This is a genomic window from Variovorax beijingensis (assembly GCF_007828835.1).
Lineage (GTDB): Bacteria > Pseudomonadota > Gammaproteobacteria > Burkholderiales > Burkholderiaceae_C > Variovorax > Variovorax beijingensis_A.
Window position 1 is genome coordinate 123,108 of the sequence record NZ_VIVL01000005.1, and the last position, 25,436, is coordinate 148,543.

Genomic DNA, 25,436 nt, shown 5'->3' on the forward strand with positions numbered 1-25,436 from the left:
AGCCGGGTTTTTTTTGTTCCTTTTTTGACAACCGAGGAGAAACCACGTGAGTCCCACCTTGCCAACCCGGCGCATCGGCTTCAGGCCGAGAGCCACATGGGCTGGCGCCGCAGTTCTTTCGCTGGGCTTCCTGTTTGGAAGCTCGAGCGCACTTGCAGCGCCGCCGCCTGCCAATACCGTGATCGGTAACCAGGCTTCAGCCACCTATTCGGATTCGTCCGGCACCACGCAGCTGGCCACCTCCAACCTGGTGCAAACCACGGTGCAGCAGGTCGGCTCGTTCACGCTGGATACGTTCAATCAAGTCACGACGACAATCGTCAACACCAAGCTCGGCGCCGCAGGCTCAGTGGTGTATGCACCGCACATCTTGACCAACACCGGCAACGGCTCGGACACCTTCACCATCACGGTGGACGCCGACAACGATGCCTTCTCCAAGGTCGAGGTCTATCCCGACGCGAACGGCGACGGCATGCCCGACAGCACCACGCCGCTGTGTACCGCCGCGCCCGCCGCAGTCTGCAGCGTGCCCGCGCAGACCGTGCCCGGCAACAACGGCGCGTTCCAGTTTGTCGTGGCCTACACGATCCCCGGCACCGCCACCACGCCGACCACGCCGTTCGATACCGCCACCATCACGGCCACCCCGGGCACGCCGGCGCTGTACACGGCACCGAACACATCGGCAGCGGACAAGGACCAGGTCAACCTGACTACCGTGGCCGCCTTCGGCGCGACCAAGTCGATCGGCGTTCCGGCAGTGGCCGGTCCCGGCGGCGCGGCCTGGCCGCTCGCGAGCACCGGCGGTCCGCGCTCGTCGTCGGCTTCCTGCTCGACGACCTGGGCGGCAGGCCTGGCTTCCAGCGACACCTGCAAGTACACGGTCTACACGCTCACCTTCAACAACACCGGCGGAGCGCCTGGCAAGTTCGCCCTGTCGGACACGTTGCCTTCCGGCTTCACCTATGTCGCGGGTTCCGCCGTCTGGAGCAGCGCTCCGGGCGTGGCGCTCGGCGACGGTGCCGGTGGCGATCCGGTGGGTATCGATTTCCAGGTGGCAGGCAACACGCTGAATGCCGTCGTGAACTCGCTCGGCCAGAACGTCACGCAGACGATCAGCTTCGTGGTACTGGTGAACAACACGGCCGTGGTCGGTACGTCGACCACGACCAACGTGGGCCAGTACAACCCGACGGACTCCCCGACCGCCACCGCAGCGGCGATCGGCACCTTGGGCTCGACCACCAACCCGGCGGCCTACGCCGTCGTCGCCAGCTACGGCCTCGTCGTGGGTACCAACCCCTCGACCGCGGCAACGGCAGTTGACACGGTGGCCGGCACGCCCAACGGCACGGCGGCCGACACGACCACGCAGCCGTCGGTGGTTGCCGGCGGCAGCGTCAAGTTCCCGCAGACGGTGTTCAACACCGGCAGCGGCGTCGACAGCATCAACCTGAGCATTGCCAACGGCACGTTCCCGGCCGGCACGACCTTTCTGCTGTTCGCGGCGGACGGCGTGACGCCGCTGCTCGACACCACCGGCGACGGCGTTCCCGACACCGGCCCGATTCCGGTCGGCGGCAGCGCCAACATCGTGGTGCAGGCCAACGTTCCGGCCAGCGCCACCGTGGGCTCGGGTCCGTTCAACGCGATCCTGACCGGCCGCTCGGCGAACGACCCGACCAAGCTCGACGCCACGCTCGATCAGGTCACGATCGTCGTCGGTTCGCTCGTCGACCTGACCAACAGCGCAGCCGGTACCGGCTCGGGTTCGGTGGCAGGCGGTGACTTGGGCCCAGGCCCGAGTCCGCAGCCGACCACGACCAACACCACGCCTGCGGGCACCGGCACGATCTTCACGCTGTTCGTCAAGAACAACGATGCGGCCGGCCCGGCAACGCAGACCTACACGCTGGCGGCCAGCCAGTCCATCGGCTTTCCGGGCACGCTGCCGGCGGGATGGACGGTGAAGTTCGTGGCAGCGGGCGGCACCTGTGCCGCCGCGGCCATCACCAACGTGACCGTGGCTGCCGGTGCGCAGCAGCAGGTCGATGCCTGCGTGACGCCTCCCGCCACGCAAACGCCTGTGACGGCCCAGCCGATCTACTTCCGCGTGCAGTCGACCGCCGTGGCATCGACCGGCGTGCTCGTGTCCGACGCCAAGCAGGACGCGGTGACCGTGACCACGGCAGCAACGCTGGGCGCCACCCTGACGCCCAACAACGTCGGCCAGGTCGCTCCGGGCGGCACCGTCGTCTATGCGCACACGCTGACCAACACCGGCAACCAGAGCTGCGGCGCGTACACCCTCACGGCCACCGTACCGGCCGCCGATGCGGCGCTGGGCTGGACCACCGCGATCTACCTCGACGTCAACGGCGACGGGCAGATCGATGCGGGCGACACGCTGGTTACCGGCCCCCTCGCCGGACCGCTGGCTGCAGGCGCAACGCAGAAGCTGCTGGTGCGCGTGTTCGCACCGGGCGGCGCCAGCGCCGGCGCAACCGACACGACCACCGTGACGGCCACGTTCACCGATCCGGCGCCGAACTGCGGCACGCCCTCGGCCAACGACATCAGCACCGTGATCACGGGCCAGATCCGCGTCCTCAAGACGCAGGCTGCCGACATCGCCTGCGACGGCACGGCTGACGGCGCCTTCGCCGCCACGCCGCTGTCGCTGAAGCCCGGCCAGTGCATCGTGTACCAGGTCGTTGCGACCAACGAAGGCACCGCGCCGATCACCAACATCGCGATCAACGACGCAGTGCCCGCGTACACGGCAATGAGCGCCACCCAGCCGGCCAACCAGTGCGTCTCGACCGGCGTGACTGGCACCGCGCTGGCCTATGCCCAGACCCCCACAGCGGTGAGCTGCGGCAGCGCGGCCAACACCGTGGCCCCGGGTGGCACGGCCACGCTGACCTTCGCAGTACGGATCAACCAGTAACGCGCGATTGAGTCGCCGGCAGGCCTCTCCGGGACTGCCGGCTTTACGCGAGGCGCCGCCTTCACGGCTGCGTTTCGCCTTTTTCCCCTGCTGCTTTTTGGCGCGAGCGCACTCGCACGCGCGCATGGCAGCGGCAGAGGAAAAAGACCCAGGTATTCACGGCACCGGCAGGCGCCGACGGAAGGTTAAGCGGAGTGCAATTCTTGTCTGACTCATTGATGGGCTGTCGCTCGCAGCGATGGCGCCAAGCCGGCGCCACGCTCGCGATCGGCCTGGCGCTGTTCCTGGCGCTCTTCCTGACGCTGTTCCTGGCGTCCGCCGCGGTGCATGCGGCACCCGCGCCCGGCGGCAGCGTCATCCGCAACGTGGCAAAGGCCAGCTATGTGCCGGCCGGCTTTGCGCAGACCGAAACCTCCAGTTCCAACAGCGTGGTGGCGAATGTCCTTGCGGTCGAGGCGCTGGTGCTGACGCAAGACCAGGCCGTCAACCGGCCGCCCGCCACGGTGGTCACGCTGAACCACCTGCTCACCAACACCGGCAATGTGCCGTCGAGCTATGCGCTGGCCTTTGCCAACAACGTGGGCGGCTGCGCGGCCGACACACTCGACCTTTCGACCCTGCGGGTCGTGCGCGACATCAACAACAACGGCGTGGCTGACCCCGGCGATCCGGTGCTGCCGCTCGGCGTGCCCGGCGCGCTGACGCTGCGGCCCGGCGAAACGGCCTCGCTGCTGGTGCAGGGAACGGTTCCGGCCACCGGTGCCGGTGTTGCCTGCACGGCGTTGACGGCGACCACCGCGTTGCAGAACCTGAGCGCCACCAACCGCGACACCGTGACGGTCGGCGACATGGCGGTCATCGCCATCACCAAGAGTGCGAGCTACCCGGGCGTCATCATCCCGGGGCAGACCCGCATCGACTTTGCGGTCTCGGGCACCAACATCGGCGCGCGCGATGCACAACCCGCCAACGTCGCCGCGCCGACAGGCACGCCCGTGCTGGTGAACGGCGCGCCCACCAGCCTGGTGCTGGTGCGCGACCTCATTCCCGCCGGCACGCAGTACATCGCCGGCACGCTGCAGAGCACGGCCGCGGGCGCGGTGCGGCTGTTCCGCATGCCGGGCGATCCGGCCTTCAGCTACCGCACGGCGGACGACGCCGCAGCCGTCGAAGTGGCAATCGGCGTGCCCGCGGCCGTGTCGCGCAACGCATCCATCGCAATGCAGTTCGCGGTGCTGGTGCGGGCGGACCAGACCGGCGACATCCGCAACACCGCGCAGAGCTACTACAACGACGGCACCGCACCGGTGGTGTCGCCGTCCAACACCGTACTCATCACCACCAGCCAGAGCCGCATCGGGGTGGCCAAGGCCGCCTCGACACCCCGCGCCAACCGCGGCGCCGACGGCCTGCTCGACGGAACCGCGACCGTGCGCTTCAGCGTCGACGTGCGCAACTACGGGGCCGTGTGGCTCTACGGCGTGCAGGCGACCGACCTGCTCGAAGGCAGCGGCGCCACCCAGTTCGGCAGCTACACCAGCGCGGCCGTGCCCGGCCCCAATCAATACACCGTCGTGCCTGGCTCGATCGCCATTGCGGGCAACCAGGGCAGCGGCACGGGCGGCACCGTGGCCGCGGCCAACAACGCGTTCACCGGCACCGCCGCCGCGCAAAACCTGCTGGCGCCGGGTGCCGTGCTGCCGGTCGGCGCGCAGGTCACGGTGCAGTTCGATGTTCGCATCAACGTCAACGGCCGCACCGGCACGCTTCTCAACAGCGTGCGTGCGCAGGGCGCGCTCACGCCTGGCGGCGCGCCGGTGGCTTTCGACGATTCGGTCGACGGCACCACCCCCGATCCGGACGGCGACGGCAACCCGAACAACAACACCGCGCCCACACCGGTCTCGATGCAGCTTCCATCGCTGTCGCTTGCCAAGAGCGCGTCGCTGCCGCGGCGCGTGGCGCAGGGCGTCTACGAAATCGACTACCGGCTGCTCGTCACGAACACCGGTGTCGCCCCGGCGCCCCACGTGCGCGTGATCGACAACCTGAACTGCACCTTCGACATGGACAAGCCCGAGGGGCCGGTCGCCTCTTGGGAGCTGGTCGGCGCGCCCAAGGTCCGCAGCGGGCTGCTCAATCCCGCGGGCAGCTTTACCGGCCGCGCCGCCTGCGACCGCGAGGCGCTCGCGAGCGCCGATGCCTTCCGGCTGCCGACCGAGGCAGTGCTCAGCCTCACCGACGGCAGCCGCGGGCTGGAGCCGGGGCAGAGCGAGGAAATCGGCTTCACCGTTCGCCTGACCCAGAAGCCAGGCGCAGGCGACCGCCGCGTGGCCATCCACAACAAGGCGTGGGCGGCGGCGTTCGACCAGAACACCATCAACGTCACGCCCGCGATGCTGGTCGCGGCCACTGCCAACTCGGTGCAATCGCTGCTGGCGGACCCGGCCGGCACGGTCTACAACGCCGTCACGCGGGCGCCTGTTCCCGGCGCGGTGGTCACGTTCACCCGGCAGTCGTGCAGCAGCGGGTCGGTCACGCCGATGACCGCGGCAGAAATCTACGGCGGCTCCTCGGACACCTACACCTTCAATGCCGACGGCAGCGTGTCGATGACCACCGGCGCCGACGGCAGCTACCAGTTCTACCTGCAGTCGCCGCCGGCCGCGGGCCTGTGCACGTACTCGCTGCACGTGGTTCCGCCGGCCGGCAGCGGCTATGTCTACCCGTCGCAATTGATCCCCGTGACGGCCGGCACCTTCGGCAGTTGCGGCCCGGTCGTGTCCAGCGCCCTGCCGCCCAAGGGCGCGGATCCGACCACGCACTATTTCTCGGTCACGTCCGGCTTCAACGCTTCGAACGAAGCGTGCGACGTGGTGCACAACCACATCCCGCTGGACCCGGGCAATGTGCTCGGCCTGGTGCTGCGCAAGGAAGGCAGCAAGCGGCAGGTCGAGTTCGGCGACTTCATGGACTACGCGCTGACCGTGAGCAACAAGACGGGTACGCCGGTGACCGGCATCTCGATCAGCGACAGCCTGCCGCCGGGCTTTGCCTACGTGAGCAACAGCGCGCGCCTGAACGGCGCGGCCACTGCCAACCCCGTCGGCGGCGCGGGCCCGAAGCTGGTGTTCAACTACCCGACGCTGACCCTGGGCGTCGACCAGATGGCCATGATGCGCTACCGCGTGCGCGTCGGCGTGGGCGCCCCAACCAACGCAGACGCGATCAACCGCGCGCGTGCCTATTCGGGCCCGCTGCAGTCCAACCTCGCGAACTGGACCGTGCGCGTCACGGGCGGCGTGTTCTCGGACGAGGCCTTCATGTTCGGCAAGGTCTACATGGACTGCAAGGCCGACGGCAGGCAGGAGGGCAGCGATGAGATCGGCGTGCCTGGCGTGCGGCTGTTCATGGAAGACGGTACCAACGTGGTCACCGATGTGGAGGGCAAGTGGAGCCTCTACGGACTCAAGCCGCTCACCCACGTGCTGCGCGTGGACCAGACGACGCTGCCGCCCGGCGCCCGGCTTGAAATACTCGACAACCGCAACGCCGGCAGCCCCGAGAGCCGCTTCGTCGACTTGAAGAAGGGCGAGTTCCACAAGGCCAACTTCATCATCGGCAACTGCGACAGCCAGGCGACGCTGGCGGACGTGGTCGCGCGCCGCGCGGCCATCGCCGCGATTCCGGACACCGAGGCCGAAGCCCAGGTGCGCATGCGCCTGAACCCCGAAGGGCAGATCGTTCCCGTGGGCGACCTGCGTTCGCTGCCCGCCAGCGGCCAGGCGCTCGCCAGCGGCAGCACCGGCTCGACCATGACCACGTCCGCACCGCTGATCGCCATGCCCGATGCGCCGGCCAATGCCAGCAGCTTCGTCGGCGCTGCATCGGGCAGCATGAGCGGCACGCTCGGGACTGCCGCATCGGCCTCGCCGACGCCCGCCGGCAGCCTCTTCGCGGCGCTCAACGGCCTGCCGACGGCGGCGCAGGGTGCATCGGCCGCGGGCGGCGCGGCGAGCGGCGTCGGCGCGTTTGCGAGCCGGCCGGTCAACACTTCCGCCGCCATGCTGGAGCCGCGCAGCGCGCCGCTGCTGCCCGAGGCGGTGCCCAGCCCCATCGAGTTGGAGGCGCTGCTGCCGCAGATCGAAAGCAATGCGCTCGGCTTCCTCGGCCTGAAGGACGGCGACACCGTTCCTGGCCAGTCGATCAACGTGCGCGTCAAGGGCGAGGCTGGCATGACGCTGCGCCTCATGGTCAACGGCCAGGCCATCGACGGTCGGCGTGTCGGCAAGAAAACCCAGTTGCCATCGAAGAGCATCGGCGCCTGGGAATACATCGGCGTGGTGCTGCAGCCCGGTATCAATCGCCTGCAGCTCGATGCGGTGGACGATTTCGGCAATGTGCGCGGCAGCGAGCAGATCGGCATCGTCGCGCCCGACAAGCTGGGCGGCATCCAAATCGACCTGCCCGAAACCGCCTATGCCGACCTGCGCACGCCCGTGGCCGTCAAGGTGCGGCTGGTCGACGCCGCAGGTGTGCCGGTGACCGCGCGCACGCAGCTCACGCTGGAAGCCGACCGCGGCCGGTGGTTCGACGAAGACCTGAATCCGGCCGAGCCCGGCACCCAGGTGTTCATGGAAGGCGGGGCCGCCGAGTTCCGGCTGCTGCCGCCGGGCGAGGCGGGCGATGTGCGGATTCGCGTGACCGCCGGCAGCTTCGTCAAGGAAGTGCGGCTCGCGCTGCTGCCCGAGATGCGACCGATGATCGGCGTGGGCATCGTCGAAGGCGTGCTCGACTTCACCAAGCGCGGCAGCGTGCCGCTCGGCGCCATGCCCGCGGGCGCGGCGTTCGAGGCCGAGCTGACGGGGCTGACCGACGAGCGCGAGAACCGGCGCGCGGGCGCCCGCGCCGCCTTCTTCTTCAAGGGCACGGTCAAGGGCGAGTACCTGCTCACTGCCGCCTTCGACTCCGACAAGGCGCGCAAGGACCGCCTGTTCCGCGACATCCGGCCCGACGAGTTCTACCCCGTGTACGGCGACTCGTCCGTCAAGGGCTTCGATGCGCAGAGCACGCAAAAGCTCTACGTGCGCATCGACAAGAACCGTTCGTTCCTGCTGTACGGCGACTTCACCACCAGCAGCAGCACCGAGGTGCGCAACCTGAGCCAGAGCAATCGCGCGCTCACCGGCCTGAAGCACGTGTACGAGACCGCCAACGTGCGCGCCACCAGCTATGCGTCCCGCACCGCCCAGACGCAGCAAGTGGAGGAGTTTCGCGCCGTGGGCACCTCCGGCCCCTATTACCTGAGCGCGATCGGCGGCGAGTTCGTCGACAACAGCGAGCAGATCGAGGTGGTGGTGCGCGACCGCAACCAGCCCGACATCGTGCTGCAGCGCACGGCGGTCACGCGCTTCGTGGACTACACGGTCGAGCCGCTCACGCGCCGCGTGCTGTTCACGCGCGCCATCGCGTCGGTGGACGCCAATCTCAACCCGCAATCGATCCGCGTCACCTACGAGGTCGACAGCGGCGGGCCGAAGTTCACCGTGGCCGGGACCGACGTGCAGGTCAAGGTGGGCGAGCGCCTGCAGGTGGGCGTGGTCGCCAGCACCGACCAGAACCCGGAAAACCACCGCAAGCTGCGCGCGCTGACGGCCGTGGCCCGCCTTGGCGATAACACCACGGCCGCGGCCGAACTGGTGCGCACCGAATCGGACGAGAAGGGCAAGGGCGAGGGCGGTCGCATCGAAGTGCGCCACCAGGACGAGAAGCTCGCCGTGGTGGCGCTGGCCAGCAAGACCAGCACCGGCTTCGACAACCCGGGCGCGAGTTTCTCGGCGGGCCGCACCGAAGTGTCGGGCCGTGCCGAATACAAGATCGACGACAACACGGCGGCACGCGCCGAAGTGCTCTACAGCAAGGATGCGCTGCTCGAAGGCGACCGCAAGGGCGCGAGCGCGAGCCTGCGCAAGAAGCTGGACGACAACGTGGTTGCGGAGGTCGGCGTGCGCCACGGCCAGGGCAACAGCGGCCTGGCCTCGGGGTCCGGGTTCGATTACGGCGAGATCTCCACCTACAACGGCAATCTCGGCAGCCGTGTCGGCGCCGCCAGCGTCACGGCGCTGGGCGCCGCGGCCACGGCCAACAGCAGCGCTGAACGCGAAAGCCTGACCACCGTGCGCGCACGCCTCTCGGCGCAGGTGCCCGGCGTGCCGCTGGCCCAGGTCTTCGTCGAGGGCGAGCAGGACCTGAAGCATTCCGATCGCCACACGCTGGCCGTCGGGGGCAACTACGCGATCACCGACAAGACGCGAGCCTACGCGCGCTACGAGCTCATCTCCAGCCTGTACGGCGATGCACGGCTGGACGCGACCCAGTCCAACAACGTCGGCGTCCTCGGCATCGAGAGCAACTACATGGACGGCGGGCGCATCTACAACGAGTACCGGCTGTCCGACAGCATCGACGGGCGCGCCGCGCAGGCTGCCATGGGCGTGCGCAACACCTTCAAGCTCACCGACCGCTTCAGCCTGACCGGCGGCCTGGAGCACACCCGCCAGATGGGCGGCTACACCAACAGCGCCAACAGCGGCACCGGCTACGCGGGCGGGCTGGGCGAATCCACCGCCGTCACGGCGGGCGTCGAGTACCTGACGGACAACTACAAGCTCAGCGGCATTCTCGAAGGTCGCAAGGGCGACGACGCGAACACGCGCCTCTTCAGCGCCGGTTTCGGCTACAAGATCAGCCCGGCGTGGAGCCTGCTGGCGCGCAGCGTGGTGAGCGACAGCGAAGGGCAGGGCGCGAACGGCGGCAACGAGCGCCACCTGCAGCGCCACCAGATCGGCATGGCCTATCGTCCGGTGGACAGCGACACGTGGAATGCATTGCTGCGCTACGAGCGCCGCTCGGAGCGTATCGTGGGCCACGGCAATGCTGCCGGCGCGCTGACCGGCGGCAGCGCCTTCGGCAGCGGGTTCGGCAACGCCAGCCTGCCGGGCAGTACCAGCGCGGACATTCTCTCGGCGCACCTGAACTACAACCCGCAGCGCGGCAGCGTGCTGAGCGCACGCTACGCGGGAAAGATCTCGCGCGTCGACGACGGCTTCCTGGCCAGCACCTACTGGGCGCACCTGCTGCACGCGCGCTACACCCGCGACCTCAACAAGGACTGGGACTTCGGCATCCAGGCCGGCCTGCTCTACGGCAAGGGCGGCTCGCTGCAGAAGACCGCGGGCGTGGAGCTCGGCTACCAGGTGGCGAAGGACCTGTGGATTTCCGCCGGCTACAACTTCGTAGGCCTCAACGACCGCGAGCTGACGGCCAACGAATACACCAGCAAGGGTGCCTACATCCGGCTGCGCTTCAAGTTCGACGAAACGGGGCTGGGCTTTCCCTCGGCCGGTGCCGCTGCGGCGCCTGCGGCTGCGCCCGTATCGCCAGAAGAAAAAACCGGTTCAGAAAAATGAACATGCAAAGACTCAAGAACACGCTGCGCTCCATCGCGGGCATGGCATGGTGGTGGCTCCTGTGCGGGGCATGGCTCGCGGCCGTGCCGTTTTCCGGGCATGCGCAGCAGGTGCTCACGCCGCAGACCGGCACGCTGATCAACGGCACGATCGTGGGCGTCAATGCGGGTGGATCGTGGAGGACTTCCTGCATCAGCGGTTTCCCAACCGGCTTGACGATGTGGGAGCGTTATCACAGCGCCGTGGTCAACGGCACTTTTGCCAACCTCACCGGCGGCTTGCGCGCATACGAACTGCGCTGCTCTCCGTTCACCGTCACCGAGGGCGCGGCCGCCGCGACCATCACCTGGGGCGCGGCGACCCAGCGCGGGGTTGCAGGCCGTCCCATCGATGGCATGACGCGGCGCGGCCCGCAGGCGTGCCCGGCCGGCACGGTGATCGCGGTGCTCGGCGGCGTCGACCGCATGTTCAACGGCGCCTCGGGCAACATTTACCCGACGCAGATCACATTCACCTGCCGGCCGGTCACCGTGGTGGCAGGCGACTGGTTCCGCGTGGCCGCGACCGGCGGAGCAAGCTACACGCTGGGCATCACCACGAACGACGGCGGCACCGGTCCCGGCTCTGCAGTGCCGGGACCCCTGCGCGCGCCGCGCACTGTTTGCCCCTATTCGGCCACCAACACCTGCAACGGCCTGGAAGACCTTGGCGGCGGGGAGCTGATCGACGGCTTCTCCGGCGTGCGAAGCGAGTTCCCGGACGCACGCGTGTCGCAGCGCATCAGCTTCGTCAACTACGCCTGGAGCCAGGCGCTCGGCCCCAGCACCAACACGGCCACGTGGCGCCCGACCGCTGGCCGCTTGCCGTTCTACCCGCCGACGGTGGCCAACAACACCGCTCGCTACCAGGACAACTACGAGACCTATGCGTCGGCAGGCACCAGCTACAGCGGCGGCGCCCTGGCACCCAGCGGGGTCAGCGCCTACAACTTCGTCAGGACCGGCACCTGCACCACCGCGCACACGCTCGCGACGCAGGAGGACTATACGTGCACGAACATCATCACCGGCCGGCCCGACCTGCAGGTGCGAGTCTCCGTGCCGCCCGACGCCTGGACCAGCCATGGGCAGGAACGCAACGTCAGGCTCACGGCCAAGAACTTCGGCCCGGGGCGCACCACGGCCACGGACAACGCGACGGCGGTGCTGGCCCTTCCCGCCGGCTGGAACACCGGCACCTTGCCCGCCAATTGCGCAAAGGCCGGCTCGCCGGTGGTGGTGACGTGCCAGCTCAACCCCACGCCGCTCGAGGGTTCGAGCGGACCGGGCATGACCGACGGCGGCGAAGCCAGTTTCGACATCCCCGTGTTTCCCCAGCCCACCGTGGCGGCCGGCAGCTACCCGGTCGTCAATGGCGCGCGGGTTTGCGTTCAAGCGGCATCGCCGGGCAACCCGCACTACTGCACGGTGCCCAACGATGCAACCGTGAACAACGACGACGGCATCGCGGTGGATGAAACCGACACCATCGTCCTCGCCTATCTCACGCCGCCGCTGATGCCGCCGCGCGTCACGACCACCGTCGTCTCGAATGGCGGCGTGGGTTCCTTCGCGTTCACGGGCACGAACGACGCGGCGCCTGTCAGCCCCATCGTCACGACGGTGGCTGGACAGGGGGAGTCGGGGCCGACCAGGGAACTGGCGGTCACGCGGAGCGCGACGCTCCTGCAGCAGGCGGCGCCGCCTGCGGGCTTTGCGCTGCGCGCCATCTCGTGCACCGGCATGGCTGCGGGTGGCACCGCCACCTACGACCTCGCGCTGCGGCGCGTGACCCTGGATGCGGCCGCCACTGACTACGGCGCCAACATTGCCTGTACCTTCACCAACACCCGCGTGGTCGTGACCGTCAGCAAGGTGACCGAGGGCGGAACGGGCAGCTTCTCCTTCACCGGCTCGAACGGCTTCGCCGCGCAGAGCATCACCACCTCCGCGGCCAACACGCCGGAGGAAGGCGATCCGTCGGGCCTGACCACCGTGGGCGCCGCGACCACCGTCACCGAAGGCGTGCCGCCCGTCGGCTGGCGGCTCAAGGGCATCGCCTGCACGGGCATGGGCGCGGGCGGCGCGGCCACCGTGAATCTCGCGGCGCGTGCCGTCACGCTGAACGCGGCGGCCACGGCGGCCGGCAGCAACATTGCCTGTACCTTCACCAACACCAAGCTGCCGACGATGACGGTCAGCAAGGTTTCGATCGGCGGCACGGACAGCTTTGCCTTCACCGGCACCAACGGCTTCACCGCCACCAACGTGACGACGGAAGACGACGGCGTTGCCATCGCCGCAGCGGAACAGGTGCTCACGGCCGCGAATACCGCCACCAGCATCACCGAAAGCGTGCCGCCGGTCCCCTATGCGTTGACCGGCATCAGCTGCACGGGCATGAGCCCGGGAGGCACGGCCACGGCGAACCTGGCGACGCGCACCGTCGCGCTGAACGCCGCGGCCACCGCACCGGGCAGCGACATCAACTGCACTTTCACCAACACGGTCCAGCCGCAGCTCAAGCTGGTGAAGACCGCCGGCGCTGCGAGCTTCGCGGTTGGTGTGCCTTCGAGCTACACGCTCACGCTGAACAACATCGGTCCGGTCGCAACCACCGCTCCCGCGACGATCAGCGACACCGTGCCCGCCACGCTGGCGCTCGGCACCATGCCCGCCGGCTGCAGCGCAAGCGGGCAGGTCGTGAGCTGTACCGTGCCCGCGGGGCTTGCCGCCACCACCGGTTCGGCCGCCTTCGTCATTCCGGTCACGCCGTTGCCGGGCGCCTCGCCGAGCGTGGCCAACACCGCGACGGCCACGGGCGGTGGCGACCCGTTGTGCAATGCGACCGGCAACTGCACGAGCAGCGCGACCACGCCGGTGCTGGGAGAGCCCCGCATCACCCTGCGCAAGACCAAGACCAACATCACGGGCACGCACACCTTCGGCTTCACGCTGACCGGCGTGACCAACCCGACGGACAGCATCGCCGTGACCGCGCTGGCCACGCCGCAGGCCTCCACCACGGTGCACGTGGGCACGCCGGGCGTCGAGGCCACGGTGCAGGAGTCGGGCGTGCCCGCGGGCTGGCCGGCCAACCCGGTGTCGGTGTCCTGCCTGGACTCCGCAGCCGCAACGAGCGGCAATTCGACCACGCAGCTGGCCATACTCAACGGCAACACCGCAACCCTGCCGGCGAGCGTGATGCGGCCCGCGGCGGCCATTGCCTGTACCTTCACCAACACGGCCACCGCGCGCGTCGCGGTGAACAAGACCGCGTCCGCGACCGCCGGAGCCGGCGGCAGCATCGTCTACGGCCTGAGCTTTGCCAACACCGGCCCGGTGGCCACCGGCACTTCGCTGGTGGTGAGCGAGCAATTGCCGCCTGGCGTGGTGGCCAATTCGGTGGTGCCCGGCACGGGTGTCACGTCGGTGAGCTGCGGCTCGCTGCCGAGCGCTGCCGGTGCGCTGCTCAACTGCACCATGACGCTGCCCGCCGGCGGCATTCCGGCAAGCACCGGGGTGCGCGGCTTCACCCTGAACGCGACCGCGCCGATCGTCGACACGGGTACCGTGCTGACCAACTACGCCAGCACCAATGTGAGCGGCGCGGGCCTGCCGGTCACGGCCGCCGGCGCCGGCTGCTTCTCCAGCGGCACGGTGAGCTGCGCCAACGCACAGACCACCATCGTGGTCGGCCCCGCGGCCGGCAGCCAATCGGGCGTGCGCATCGTCACGGACAACCAGCTGGCCAACGGCACCGCGCAGGACGTGCTTGAAGCGTTCATCCGCGACGAGTCCGGCAATCCGGTCCAGGCCGGCACGGTGGTGACCTTCGGCGCCACGCCGGACGTCGCCTTCAACGGCGGCGCGGTCGGCGCGGCCGGTAGCTGCACCACCACGGCGGCGGGCCTGTGCCAGGTGAGGGCAACCAGCACCGTGGCCGCGGTCTACAGCACCACGCAGGTCACGGTCGGCGGCGCGGTGCTGAGCGGCAACTTCAGCGTCGGCGAAGACAGCTACCTGCCGAGTCCGCAGCCCTACCGGTTCGGCAGCCGGCCGACCGTGACCATCCGCAAGACCTCGCTCGGAGGGATCGGCACGTTCAGCTTCACCGGAAGCAACGGCCTCGTGGCACGGAACATCACGACCACCGTGGCCGGTACGCCGGTCGCAACGGCGGTGCAGACGCTCACGGCGGCGAATATCGCCACCACCATCACCGAAGGCGCACCGCCGGCCGGCTATGCGCTGATCGATGCCTCCTGCACCGGCCTGGGCGCCGGCGGATCGGCTTCGCGCAATGGACGCGTGCTTACGCTCGATGCAGCGGCCACCGCGCCCGGCAGCAACATCGTCTGTACCTTCACCAATGCATACGATGCGAACCCGCCGCCCCCGCCGGTTGCACCGACTGTGATGTGCTCGACGAATGCCGCCGTGTTCAACACAGGCTTCGACGGCCCCGCCGGCCCGCCGGTGGCCACCGGGCGCGATCCGGTGTGGGAGTCGGGTGTGGGCACCGCCACGGGCGGGCCCGGCAGCGTTGCCGCGTGGGCTCGTTCATATGTCGGGAACAAGGCGCCGGGCAACTGGATCGCGTCCCCCTTCGGCAATGCGAACTGGATCTCGCAATACCCGACGACCCATACAGGCAACGTCGACGTCTACCACCGGTTCACCTTCAACATGGCGCCGTCGGTCAACCCGGCGAGCTTCGCGCTGAAGCTGGACTTCTATTCCGACAACTCGGTCGCGGGGGTCTACATCAACGGGGTTCTGCAGAGCCTTCCGGGTGTGCCGCAGGGTGGTGCCACGCCCTACACGTACGCAGGTTTCCAGGCAGGCACCGGCGCCAGCACCACGCTGGTCAACAACTGGCAGTCGGGTTCGAACACCGTCGTCGTCCACGTCAAGAGCGGCGCCCCCGCGCAGGGCTTCCTGGCCCAGGCCACCACCAGTGCGCTGTGTGCGCCTGCGACGGTCAACCTGCAGAAAACCACCCTCAACGGTGCCGGCGGACCCTTCGGCTTCAACCTGACAAACACCACGCAGGCCAGCGGCACGGTCAGTACCATCGCAGTCGGTACGCCGGCACAAGTGGACGGCAACACGGCCGCTGCGGGCGTGCAGACCTTCAGCGCCACTGCGAGCAACAAGGTCATCAGCATCACCGAACCCGCGGTGCCCGGCTGGCATCTGACAGGGGCGAGCTGTACCGACGCCGGGGTGCCGGTCGGCAGCCTGGGCACCGGCGCGAGCGGGCGCACCTACACCATTCCCGCGGCCAGTGTGCAGCTGGGCAAGTCGCTGCAATGCGTGTTCACGAACTCCGCTTCGGCCACCGTGACCATCCGCAAGGTGTCGCTGGGCGCGACCGGCACCTTCGGCTTCAGCGGGAACAACGGCCTGAGTGCGCAGAGCCTCACCACCACCGCGCTCGGCACGCCGGTGGCAGGCGCCATCCAGACCGTGGCGGTGCCGAGCACGGCGACGACCATCACCGAAGACCCGCTGCCCGCCGACTACGCGCTGACCGGCGTCAGCTGTACCGGCCTGGGCGCGGGCGGCACGGCAACGGCCGACCTGCCGAACCGCAAGGTGACGCTGGATGCGGCCGCCACGGCGCCGGGCAGCAACATTGCGTGTACCTTCACCAACACCTACACGCCGCCGTATCCACGGGTGCAGATCGTCAAGACCACCATCGGCGGCACCGGCAGCAACCTGTTCCGCTTCGCGCTCAGCGGACTTTCAACGGCAAGCGACAGCATCACGGTGGTGGGTGAGGACACCGTGGAGGGTGCAGCCAACATCACTGGCACGGCCGGTGTCGGTGTCACGATCAGCGAAACCTCGCCCGAGGGCTGGCCGGCCAACCCGGTGAGCGCCAGCTGCGTGGACTTGAACAGCGCCACCCCGGCCGCCACGTTCGGCGCGCTGACGGGCAATCAGCTAGCCATTCCCGCGAGCAACATGGTCGCTGGGGCGGCCATCACATGCACGTTCGTGAACGGCTATCCGAAGAACGTGACAGGCCGGGTGTTCCTCGACAACGGCACGGCGGGCGGCATCGCGAACGACGGACTCATCAATGGCGGCGAAATCGGGCTCAGCGGCATTGGCGTGCGCCTGACCGACTGCGCGGCAACGATCTTGTCGACCGCCGTCACCGACGGTACGGGCAAGTACGCGCTGGCCGTTCCTTTCACCATCGGCACCGGTGACGCGCTGTGCGTGGAAGAAACCAACACGGTGTCGCGCATCTCCACCGGCGCCTCGCTGGGCGTCGTGCAGCTGCCATCCGGCCAGGCCGTGACCAACGCGGGCATCGCCTACACCTACACCCGCGATGGCACGCCGGACCGCATCGCCTTTGCCTGGAACAGCAGCGGCCACGCGGATTTGAACTTCGGCGACGTGGACCGCAACACGCTTGCCACGGACGGCGCCAAGAACGGTCTTCCGGGCAGCACGGTGAGCTATCCGCACACCTTCACCGCCCGCACCGGCGGCGAAGTGAGCTTCGACATCTCGAACTCCGTGGACACGCCGGCGCTCAGCGGCTGGAGCGGCAAGATCTTTGCCGACACCGGCTGCACCGGCGCGCTGCAGGCCGGCGCGGCGCTGCTCTACCCGCCGGCCGTGCCGGTGACGGTGTCCGCGGGGCAAAACGTGTGCCTCGTGATGCAGGAGTTCATTCCCGCCAACGCAATGAGCGGCAACAGCAACGCCAGCACCGTGCAGGCCAGCTTCGTCTTTACCAACGCCAGACCAGGTCTGAACGCCACCTACACGGTGACCGATGTCACCACCGTGTCGACCAGCGCGCTGGAGCTCCGGAAGGAAGTGCGCAACGTGACTCAGGGCGGCAGCTTCGGCATCAACAACCAGGCCAAGCCCGGCGAGACGCTGGAGTACCGCATCACCTACACCAACAACGGCACGACGCCGATCAGCGGCTTGACGGTCAACGACACGACGCCGCAGTACACGGCGTTCATTGCAGCGCAGGCGGACACGACGCCGGCCACGCTCGCGAGCTGCCAGAAGAACACGCCCGCCAACCCGGCCCCGGCTCCGGCCGTGGATTGCAGTGCCGTGCAAACGGAGGGTGGAACGGGTGCGCTGAGCTGGAAGTTCACGGGGCCGCTGGACCCTGGCGCGTCGGGCACAGCCCTCTTCACTGTCAAGGTGAACTGAGCATGAGCAACCTTTTGCCAAGAGCCGTCGACGACCGCAGCGAATCGGATGCACGGTCTACACCAGCGTGGAATCGAAGGGCGGTGCGACCGATGAGTTTCGTAAGATCCGAAGGCGCGCGCATCGCGGTGCTCGACCCGGCGATGCGCACTCGCGAGTACGCACGCCGAGCCGTTCGAAGACTCGGGCATCAGCCCCAGGCATTCGCGAGCACTGCCGAGATTGCTCGCTGCGGCGCCGCGACCGCGTCGAAATTCGACATGGTCTTCCTGGCAGTAGAGGGCGACGCCGAGTCGTCCCTCATGCAACTCAAGGAGGTCAAGGCACTGGTCGGGCATTGGACGCCAGTGCTGTGCCTGGCTTCGCGAAACCAAGTGCCGGTGCTATCGGATCTGCATTGGAATGCGACGAACGAAGTGATCGTGAGCCCGGTTTCATTCGTCGAATTCTGCTGTGTCGCGCGCATGTTCATGCGGCGCTTCGGTGTGAGTGTGTCCGAATCCGATCCGGTGTGGGATTGCTATCGCTTTTCCCTGACGAGCGATACCGTGGAGGTTGCGGGCGAGAGGGTTCACCTTCGTGCGATCGACTTCGACGTTGCGTTCGAACTGTTCTCTCATGCGGGCCACACGCTCACGCGCGAGTGGTTGTACTCGACCGTCTGGGACAAACGCGAAGACACGCAGTCACGGACCCTCGACGTCAGCATTTCCCGTTTGCGGCGCGTTCTGAATCTTGAGGCCAATGGCTGGGACCTCCGGGCGGTCCACGGCATGGGATATCGGCTGGACGGTCCGAGCGGGAAAAGCCGGGCTATCGCCTGACGCGAGGCAGGAGGTGATTCGGCGAAGGACGCATGGATCGCTCCAGCTTCTCCTGCGGCCTTGGACATTTTTCACAATTGAAAACAAATGAATATCGCCAATGTCGGGTAGCCGACACACGCGCTCAATCGGTTCGCACCTCGACGTTTCACAGCGATAGATTCCGCCCACTTCGAGGTCTTGCACGGTCGCTCGGCCTCCGAAAGCGCGATCGGCCGGAGGTTCGAAGTGCAGTGCTTCAGCCATTGAAGCAACTCAACCAGCACAAGTATTCGGCGATCTATTTCTATCGAGCACGAGGGGAAAATGTGAACAAGTCATTTCGCAGCATCTGGAGTGAGGCGCTCGGCGCGTGGGTGGCAGCCAGCGAGGTTTGCAGCGCGCGCGGCAAGAAATCTTCAAGCGTCACGATCGGCGCGGCCCTTTTGGCGGCGGCGGCTTTCGGTGGCGCTTCTTCCGCTTGGGCGGCCAACGAATGCGGCGCCGTGGCGGCGGGCGGCACCGTCACCTGCAACGGTGATGGAACCCCCGCAACCGATGCGGCGCCCTATGCAAGCGGCATCTTCTATTCGACGCCCGATGTGAGGCTGGCCGTCGACGGGACCGCCGGGACCTTGACCGTGCAGCCCGCCACACCGGTGATTGCCGTGGCCAACCGCGGCGGCGCCGGGGTCGGCACGCGCGAGGTGCAGATCAACGGCGACGTACGCATCACCACGATGGCGGGCACGGCCGGCGGTCCGACCATCGGCGCGCAGGCCTATCAGCAGCAGGGCGGCAACGCCCTGGTGGTTCAGAACGGCGGCACGATCACGGCGAACGGCCAGAACGCCTTCGGCATCGCCGTGCGCACAGACGGCAGTGGCACCGCGACCGGGATCCAGAACGGGGGGTCGATCTCGACCAACGGCACGGGCGGGAATGGCGTGGCGATGCTCGTCGAGACCTACAGCACGGGCGCGGCCATCGCCACCCAGAACGGCGGCTCGATCACCACCAACGGATCCCATGCCGTCTATGCGTTGGCGCGCGGCAACGGCAGCGCCACGGCAACGCAAACGGGCGGGTCGATCACCGGTTTGTCCACCACATTCACCAACGCCGGCATCGTCGCCCAGACCCTGGGCAGTGGCGATGCGCGCGCGGCACAAAGCGGCGGCACCATCGTCACCAACGGGTCAGGCGGCGCGATCAGTGCCGTGGCAAGCGGCAGCGGCAACGCCACGGCGGAGCAAAGCGGTGGCAGCGTCACCGCCAACGGGAGCAGTGCAACCGGCATCGGTGCTGTCACTGACGGTGCGGGCACGGCAACAGCCGTACAGGCTGCCGGACTCACAGCGTCAGCGACGGGAGCCGGAAGCAACGGTATTGCGGCCTATGCGAGGGGAACCGGACGCTACGCGGTCTCGGCGGCCGGATTGGCGATCGGCGGCTCCGGAAGCACCGCCGCGGCGGTACACACCTCCGGTGCCGGCGGCGGCACCATCGACATCGCCTCGACCGCCGTGCTCGACGGCTCGCGCTCCGGCATTGCCGTGCTGGATGAAGCCGGTGCGGTCGCGGTGACGACATCGGGCACCCTGACCGGAGACATCCTCACCAACGCCGGAGCCGATTCGATCAACCTGATCGGCGGCTCGGTCCAGGGCAAGGTCGACGCCGGTGCCGACAACGACATCTTCACTTGGACCGGCGGCACCCTCGCGGGTGGCTTCTACGGGCAGAACGGCTCGGACACCGCCCTCGTGGCCGCCCCCGCCTACAACGGCAGCCAGGTGCTGGACGGCGGCGACGACGTGTCGGCCGCAGACGGCTGGGTCGACAAGCTCACCCTGCAGGGCGTGACCGCGACGGCCGGCGGCGCCCAACTGCCCAACTGGGAGTCCATCACCCTGGACAACACCCGCCTGACCCTGGCCGGCAGCCCGCTCACCGTGGGCGCGGGCGTGGACGGCACCGGCGCCCCGATGGGCCTGTTCATCCAGCCGACCAGCAGCGTCTTCATGGGGCAGCCGGCCTTCACCGTCACCGGCGACGTGCACAACGCCGGCCTCATCGACCTGCGCAGCGCTGCCGGCGTGCCCGGCAACGCGCTCACGGTCAACGGCAACTACGCGGGCACCAACGGCCTGCTGAGGATCAACACCGCCCTGGGCGGCGATGCCAGCGCCACCGACAAGCTGGTGGTCAACGGCAACACCAGCGGCACCACGCGCGTGCTGGTGACCAACGCCGGCGGTGCCGGCGCGGCCACCATCAACGGCATCCAGGTGGTGCAGGTGTCCGGCACCTCGAGCGAAGGCAACTTCACCCTGGCCTCCCCAGTGCAGGCCGGCGCCTACGAATACGGCCTGCACCGCGGCGGCCGTACCGACGGCGACGCCAACAGCTTCTACTTGGGCAGCTTCTACAACACGCCGGCGCCAGCGCCCGTCCCGGTGCCCGGCGCTCCTGCGCCTGCTCCTGCGCCGATCCCGGCGCCCGAGGTGCTGCGCCCTGCCGTGGCCGGCTATGTGATGGGCCAGGTCGCCACCCAGGAACTGGCCCTGGGCCTCTTGGGTACGCTGCACCAGCGCGTGGGCGAGCAGCAGACCCTCAAGTGGGACCACTGCGGCTGCGACGACAAGGCGCCCGCCGACCAGGCGTGGATGCGCCTGCATGCGCAGCGCCTGGACCTGGACGGCAAGCGCCAGTTCGGCTTCGAGCAGGAGCTGCAGTACTTCCAGATCGGCAAGGACCTGGCCATCCGCTACAGCGGCGACGCCGGCGACAAGTCGCGCAGCCACACCGGCATCAGCGTGGGCTACGGGCGCACCAACACCAACTTCAACGACCGCCGCCGCGGCGACGCGGGCATGGGCTACGACACCGGCAAGATGAAGGGCCAGATGCTCACCCTGGGCGCGTACCACACGCGCTATGCCGACAACGGCAGCTACTTCGACCTGGTCGGCCAGCTGCATGCGGTGCAGAACAAGTACACCGACAAGTACGGCGGCGAGGGCACGCAAAAGGGCGCCGGCGGCGGTTTGAGCGTGGAAGTGGGCCGCCCCTGGCAGATCGGCGAAAGCCAGTGGCTGATCGAGCCGCAGGCGCAACTGAGCTACCAGGTCACTCGCTACCGCGGCTTTGCCGACAACATCTCCTGGGTGGACGGCTTCACCAGCCAGAGCCTGCGCGGTCGCCTGGGCGCGCGGCTGGCCTGGAACGACAAGGCCGAGCGCGCCGACAAGCTCACGCGCACCAACACCTTCTATGTGACGGCCAATGTGCTGCACGAGTTCAAGGACCCCAAGGGCGTGACCATTGATGCCACCACGGTGAGCGAGGAATGGGCCAAGCAGACCTGGGCCGAGCTGGGCGTGGGGGCGCAGCTGCCGTTGAGCAAGGCGGCCTACCTGTACGGCGGATTGCAGTACCAGCGCTCGCTCAGCGGCAAGAGCCGCGAAGGCGTCTCGGGGCAGTTGGGCGTGCGGGTGGCGTGGTGAGCGCCGCTGGAAATGCAACCGCACCCGCACCACTGACCGCTGGAAGGAAACAACACACCATGCAATCGAAAAACACTTTGAACCTGCTCGCGGCCGCCGTCGCCGCCCTCACGCTGGCCGGCTGCGGCAGCCTGCACGACGAGCGCTACAACTGGTGCCAGGGTCAGAACTGCGCGCTCACGCCGGTGGTGACGCCGGCGTCCGCCCCCGCTCCGCAACCGGCCCCGGCCCAGCCGACGACGCGGCGGGTGAACCTGAGCGCCGACGCGATGTTCAAGTTCGACCGCTCCAGTGCGGCGGACATGCTGCCCCAGGGCCGCGCCGAGCTGGATGCGCTGGCCCGCGGGCTGCAGAGTCAGGAGATGCAGGTGCAGAGCCTGACGATCACCGGGCACACGGACCGGCTGGGCGATGCGGCCTACAACGACCAACTGGCGCTGCGGCGTGCCAACACGGTGCGCGACTACCTCAAGGATGCCGGGGTGCGCGCGCCCATGGAGGTGCGCTCGATGGGCGAGCGCGAGCCGGTGACGCGCGATTGCCAGGGCTTGCAGCGCTCGGCGCGGCTGGTGGCTTGCTTGCAGCCGGATCGCCGCGTGGTGGTGGACATCCTGGGGCAGGCAGCGGGGAAGTGACCGCAGCGACTTTGGAGGACGCCGCGTTGGTGGAACGCACGCTGCGTCTCACGCAGGGCTTCGCACGGTGGCCCGCCTCGGCGATGAGCAAGCTTCTCGTGAACGCGCGCCTCGGCAGATACGCCAGGGGCGAGATGGTGTCGATCGAGCAGGGAATGCCTGAGACGTTTGTGATCGTGTCGGGACATCTGCTTGTCGGTCACATTCCACCTGGAGGACGTCGGACTCCGGTGGCAGTCCTCGGGCCCAGCTATGTGGCCGGGTTCACCCGGACCATTGACCCAAAAGCGGGTGAGGAGGAGGAGAGTCGCATCATCTACGACTTCTGCGCGCTGAACGAGGTCACGGTCGTCCGGATGCCAACCCTGCTGGTTCAGAAAATCCTCGACGACGAGCCTGTCCTCTGGATGGGAATGGCAAAAATGCTGATGAAACAGCACAGGGTCGTGCTCGATTCGTTGCTCAGCCAGAGCGTCGGCTCGTTTCAGCAGCGGTTGGTCGCGACGATCGAACGTCTGGCGGTGCTGTACGGGGGCAATGACGGAAAGGGAATCAACCTGCGCCTGCGCTTGACACAGAAGGATCTTGCGGCCCTCCTGCAGGTCACCAGGCAGACAGTCAACCAGGCGCTCCGCGTGTTGGTGGCACATGGCGCGATCAGCTTGAACTACAACGCGATCACAGTCCTCGATCGGGATGCGCTAAGAAGGCTGACAGACAGCCCTTAGAACGTGCTTACGATCTTCTAAGCAAGAGAGCCATGAATGCGAGATGGATGAATTGCAGGCTGGTGTTGAGCAATCGCTCGCAGCCATTCAGCTTGCGCACTTCTCCACATACCACTAACACCAATTCTCAAGTACTGTGGTGTGGAGGTTTTGAAGAAGGGTGCCGCCCGCTACATTGATCATCAAGATGCCTGCGCGCCTTGCGAACAAATCGTTCATCCGTGAGATCAGGACCCTGTTAACTATTTTTTCAGTCCCAACTTTCATGACCACGCATCAATTAGTCTCGAGCAAATTGTTGGGCGCATGGGCACCTCTCGCTCATGCTGCCAATGCAGGCTGCCCCCAGCAGAGAAGCCCGCAAGGGCTTTCTGATCAGGCGCGAAAGTGAAGTTGGGGAGACCAAGGAGTGCCGCCAGATCGTTTACGGCACTGCGGCGCTGGAGCAGTTGAAGCGCGAGTTCTTGAATAACGCCCAGGTGCGAGAGCTTTCCAGTGAAGAGGCCCTGCAGGAATGTCTGCGCGCCCACTTCGGGTCCATCCAATCGGGTGGCTAAGCCTCGCCGACCGCGGCTACTGAACGTCGTCCGGTGTTGGCGCCGACCGCAAGTTGAGCTCAGAGGATGCCGTCGGCCGCCTCGGCCCATAGTTGTCGAACTGATTGACTCAAGGCCAGCCTCGAAAGTCATTGTCGTCGATGGTGAAGAACTGTTGCGTGAAGTACACCACCTGCTGGAGGTCAACGACTTGGCCGAAGACATCTTCAAACAGAAGGGCCGATGGCCAGGTGCGGTGTCGGACGGCGGTGAACCGCGGTATCTTCCCTGCGCCGCGTTCAGCAAGCGCTGCGCGTGCAGCTGTGGTCGATCGTCTTACTCGATGCGCACAGGCGCGCGTGCCGGGGACGGCGCAATGAGCACCATCGCGCCGTCCTGGCCGCGCCGCACCCGCAGGCGGGTGCCTTCGAGCAGGCGATCCAGCGCCGCGTCGGCGGCGATTTTTCCTTTGAAGCCCCGGGTCGAGAGGTCCTTGATGTCTTCCACCTTGTAGATGAGCTGTACGCCCGACTGCGCGATGTAGGCATCGAGCGCCGGTCGCAGTTCGCCGCCCTTCACATCGAACTCCATGACATGGGCAAAGGCCGGGCCCGCCAGAAGCAGGCCGGCTGCGGCAGCGGGGGCAAGGCGAGTGCGTTTCAAGAGGGCGAAGAGGGTGGGGGGCTGCCTCCAGTTTGGAATCATGTCGGTCTGTTTTCCGCGAATTGGTTTTTCTTGTGCCCCGGTAAGACGAGTTCGGGCGCACTTTCCGGTAAAGGGGCAAGGCGGAAAAGCCTGCGGCCCGGACCTTCTAGAATTTCAGGGGCCGTTGCGGGCACCGGAATTCGCAGGAATTTCGGCAAATTCGCCCGTCGTGTCTTCGCGCGTTACCGGAAATCCTCGAGCCGTTCGTCTCACTGTCTGTCGCCAATCCCGGCGGCTGCCGCCCTTTCGTTTCGGCCCTTCACTTTCCAGGAGCGCTTAGTGGTTCTCAGTGACTTGGACGCCTGGTTCGTCAGCGAGGTGCTGCCGATGGAAGCCGCGCTCACGCGTTTCCTTCGCCGCAACTGGCGCGACGAGGCCGAAGTGCCCGACCTGCGGCAGGACGTCTATGTGCGCATCTACGAATCCGCCTCCAGATCCATGCCCGATCAAGTCAAGCCCTTCGTCTTCGCCACCGCGCGCAACCTGCTGATCGACCGCGCCCGGCGCGCGCAGATCGTCTCCATCGAGATCATTGCCGACCTCGACGCGCTCGATTTCTCGGCCGACGAGCTCACGCCCGAACGCCATGCCGCCGGCCGCGGCGAGCTGCGACTGTTGCAATCGGCGCTCGATGCGCTGCCGGCCAAGTGCCGCCGCGTGGTGGAGATGCGCAAGATCGACGGGCTCTCGCAGCGCGAGGTTGCCGCGCAACTGGGCATCACCGAGGACACGGTCGAGCGGCAGGTCTCGCGCGGCGTGCGCGCCTTGGCCGACGCGCTGCTCTCGGGCGGCGTGCAGCTGGACACCAAGGCCTTCGGGCGAGCGCAGAACGAGCGGAGGCTTTCGACATGAGCGCC

At 67.8% G+C, this 25,436-nt stretch carries 10 protein-coding genes and 1 pseudogene; 9 read left to right on the forward strand and 2 right to left on the reverse strand.

Annotation, left to right across the window (positions count from 1 at the left end):
* Positions 1-46 precede the first annotated feature (46 nt).
* The 7 genes from FB547_RS16710 (at position 47) to FB547_RS16740 (ending at position 23,338) form a co-directional block, all read left to right on the forward strand.
* Positions 47-2,953, forward strand: a complete 2,907-nt coding sequence (locus FB547_RS16710) for a beta strand repeat-containing protein (protein WP_145744094.1) — start codon at positions 47-49, stop codon at positions 2,951-2,953.
* Positions 2,954-3,156: 203 nt separating this feature from the next.
* Positions 3,157-10,422, forward strand: coding sequence for a DUF11 domain-containing protein (locus FB547_RS16715; RefSeq protein WP_261380308.1), 7,266 nt, complete (start codon positions 3,157-3,159; stop codon positions 10,420-10,422).
* A gap of 2 nt (positions 10,423-10,424) precedes the next feature.
* Positions 10,425-17,663, forward strand: coding sequence for a hypothetical protein (locus tag FB547_RS16720; RefSeq protein WP_261380309.1), 7,239 nt, complete (start codon positions 10,425-10,427; stop codon positions 17,661-17,663).
* 2 nt (positions 17,664-17,665) lie between these two features.
* A complete protein-coding gene (locus FB547_RS16725) occupies positions 17,666-18,487 on the forward strand; it encodes a winged-helix domain-containing protein (protein ID WP_261380310.1) in 822 nt (273 codons plus the stop codon).
* Positions 18,488-18,795: 308 nt separating this feature from the next.
* A complete protein-coding gene (locus FB547_RS16730; protein WP_186454182.1) occupies positions 18,796-21,975 on the forward strand; it encodes an autotransporter outer membrane beta-barrel domain-containing protein in 3,180 nt (1,059 codons plus the stop codon).
* Between the two features lie 59 nt (positions 21,976-22,034).
* Positions 22,035-22,610 carry an OmpA family protein gene (locus tag FB547_RS16735; RefSeq protein ID WP_145744099.1) on the forward strand — a complete coding sequence of 192 codons (576 nt, stop codon included), beginning with the start codon at positions 22,035-22,037 and terminating at the stop codon, positions 22,608-22,610.
* Positions 22,607-23,338, forward strand: a complete 732-nt coding sequence (locus FB547_RS16740; protein WP_145744101.1) for a Crp/Fnr family transcriptional regulator — start codon at positions 22,607-22,609, stop codon at positions 23,336-23,338. The genes FB547_RS16735 and FB547_RS16740 overlap by 4 nt, the downstream gene beginning before the upstream one ends.
* 7 nt (positions 23,339-23,345) lie before the next feature.
* Here the strand turns inward: FB547_RS16740 and FB547_RS16745 are convergent.
* Positions 23,346-23,435: pseudogene (locus tag FB547_RS16745) on the reverse strand (IS5/IS1182 family transposase); the annotation flags it as partial.
* Between the two features lie 226 nt (positions 23,436-23,661).
* On the opposite strand from FB547_RS16745, the gene FB547_RS16750 reads away from it, so the two are divergent.
* On the forward strand, positions 23,662-23,895 hold the full coding sequence (locus FB547_RS16750) for a hypothetical protein (protein ID WP_186454183.1): 234 nt from the start codon (positions 23,662-23,664) through the stop codon (positions 23,893-23,895).
* A 315-nt stretch (positions 23,896-24,210) separates the two neighbouring features.
* Here the strand turns inward: FB547_RS16750 and FB547_RS16755 are convergent, their stop codons facing one another.
* On the reverse strand, positions 24,211-24,537 hold the full coding sequence (locus FB547_RS16755; RefSeq protein WP_145744105.1) for an STN domain-containing protein: 327 nt from the start codon (positions 24,535-24,537) through the stop codon (positions 24,211-24,213).
* A 321-nt stretch (positions 24,538-24,858) separates the two neighbouring features.
* Between FB547_RS16755 and FB547_RS16760 the strand changes: the two genes are divergently transcribed.
* Positions 24,859-25,431: an RNA polymerase sigma factor gene (locus FB547_RS16760; RefSeq protein ID WP_261380311.1), complete on the forward strand. Its 573-nt coding sequence runs from the start codon at positions 24,859-24,861 to the stop codon at positions 25,429-25,431.
* Positions 25,432-25,436 lie beyond the last annotated feature (5 nt).

Coding starts and splice junctions, on each gene's coding strand:
- FB547_RS16720 (WP_261380309.1), top strand. CDS start 10,425: ATGCAAAGACTCAAGAACACGCTGCGCTCCATCGCGGGCATGGCATGG.
- FB547_RS16725 (WP_261380310.1), top strand. CDS start 17,666: ATGAGCAACCTTTTGCCAAGAGCCGTCGACGACCGCAGCGAATCGGAT.
- FB547_RS16735 (WP_145744099.1), top strand. CDS start 22,035: ATGCAATCGAAAAACACTTTGAACCTGCTCGCGGCCGCCGTCGCCGCC.
- FB547_RS16750 (WP_186454183.1), top strand. CDS start 23,662: ATGCTGCCAATGCAGGCTGCCCCCAGCAGAGAAGCCCGCAAGGGCTTT.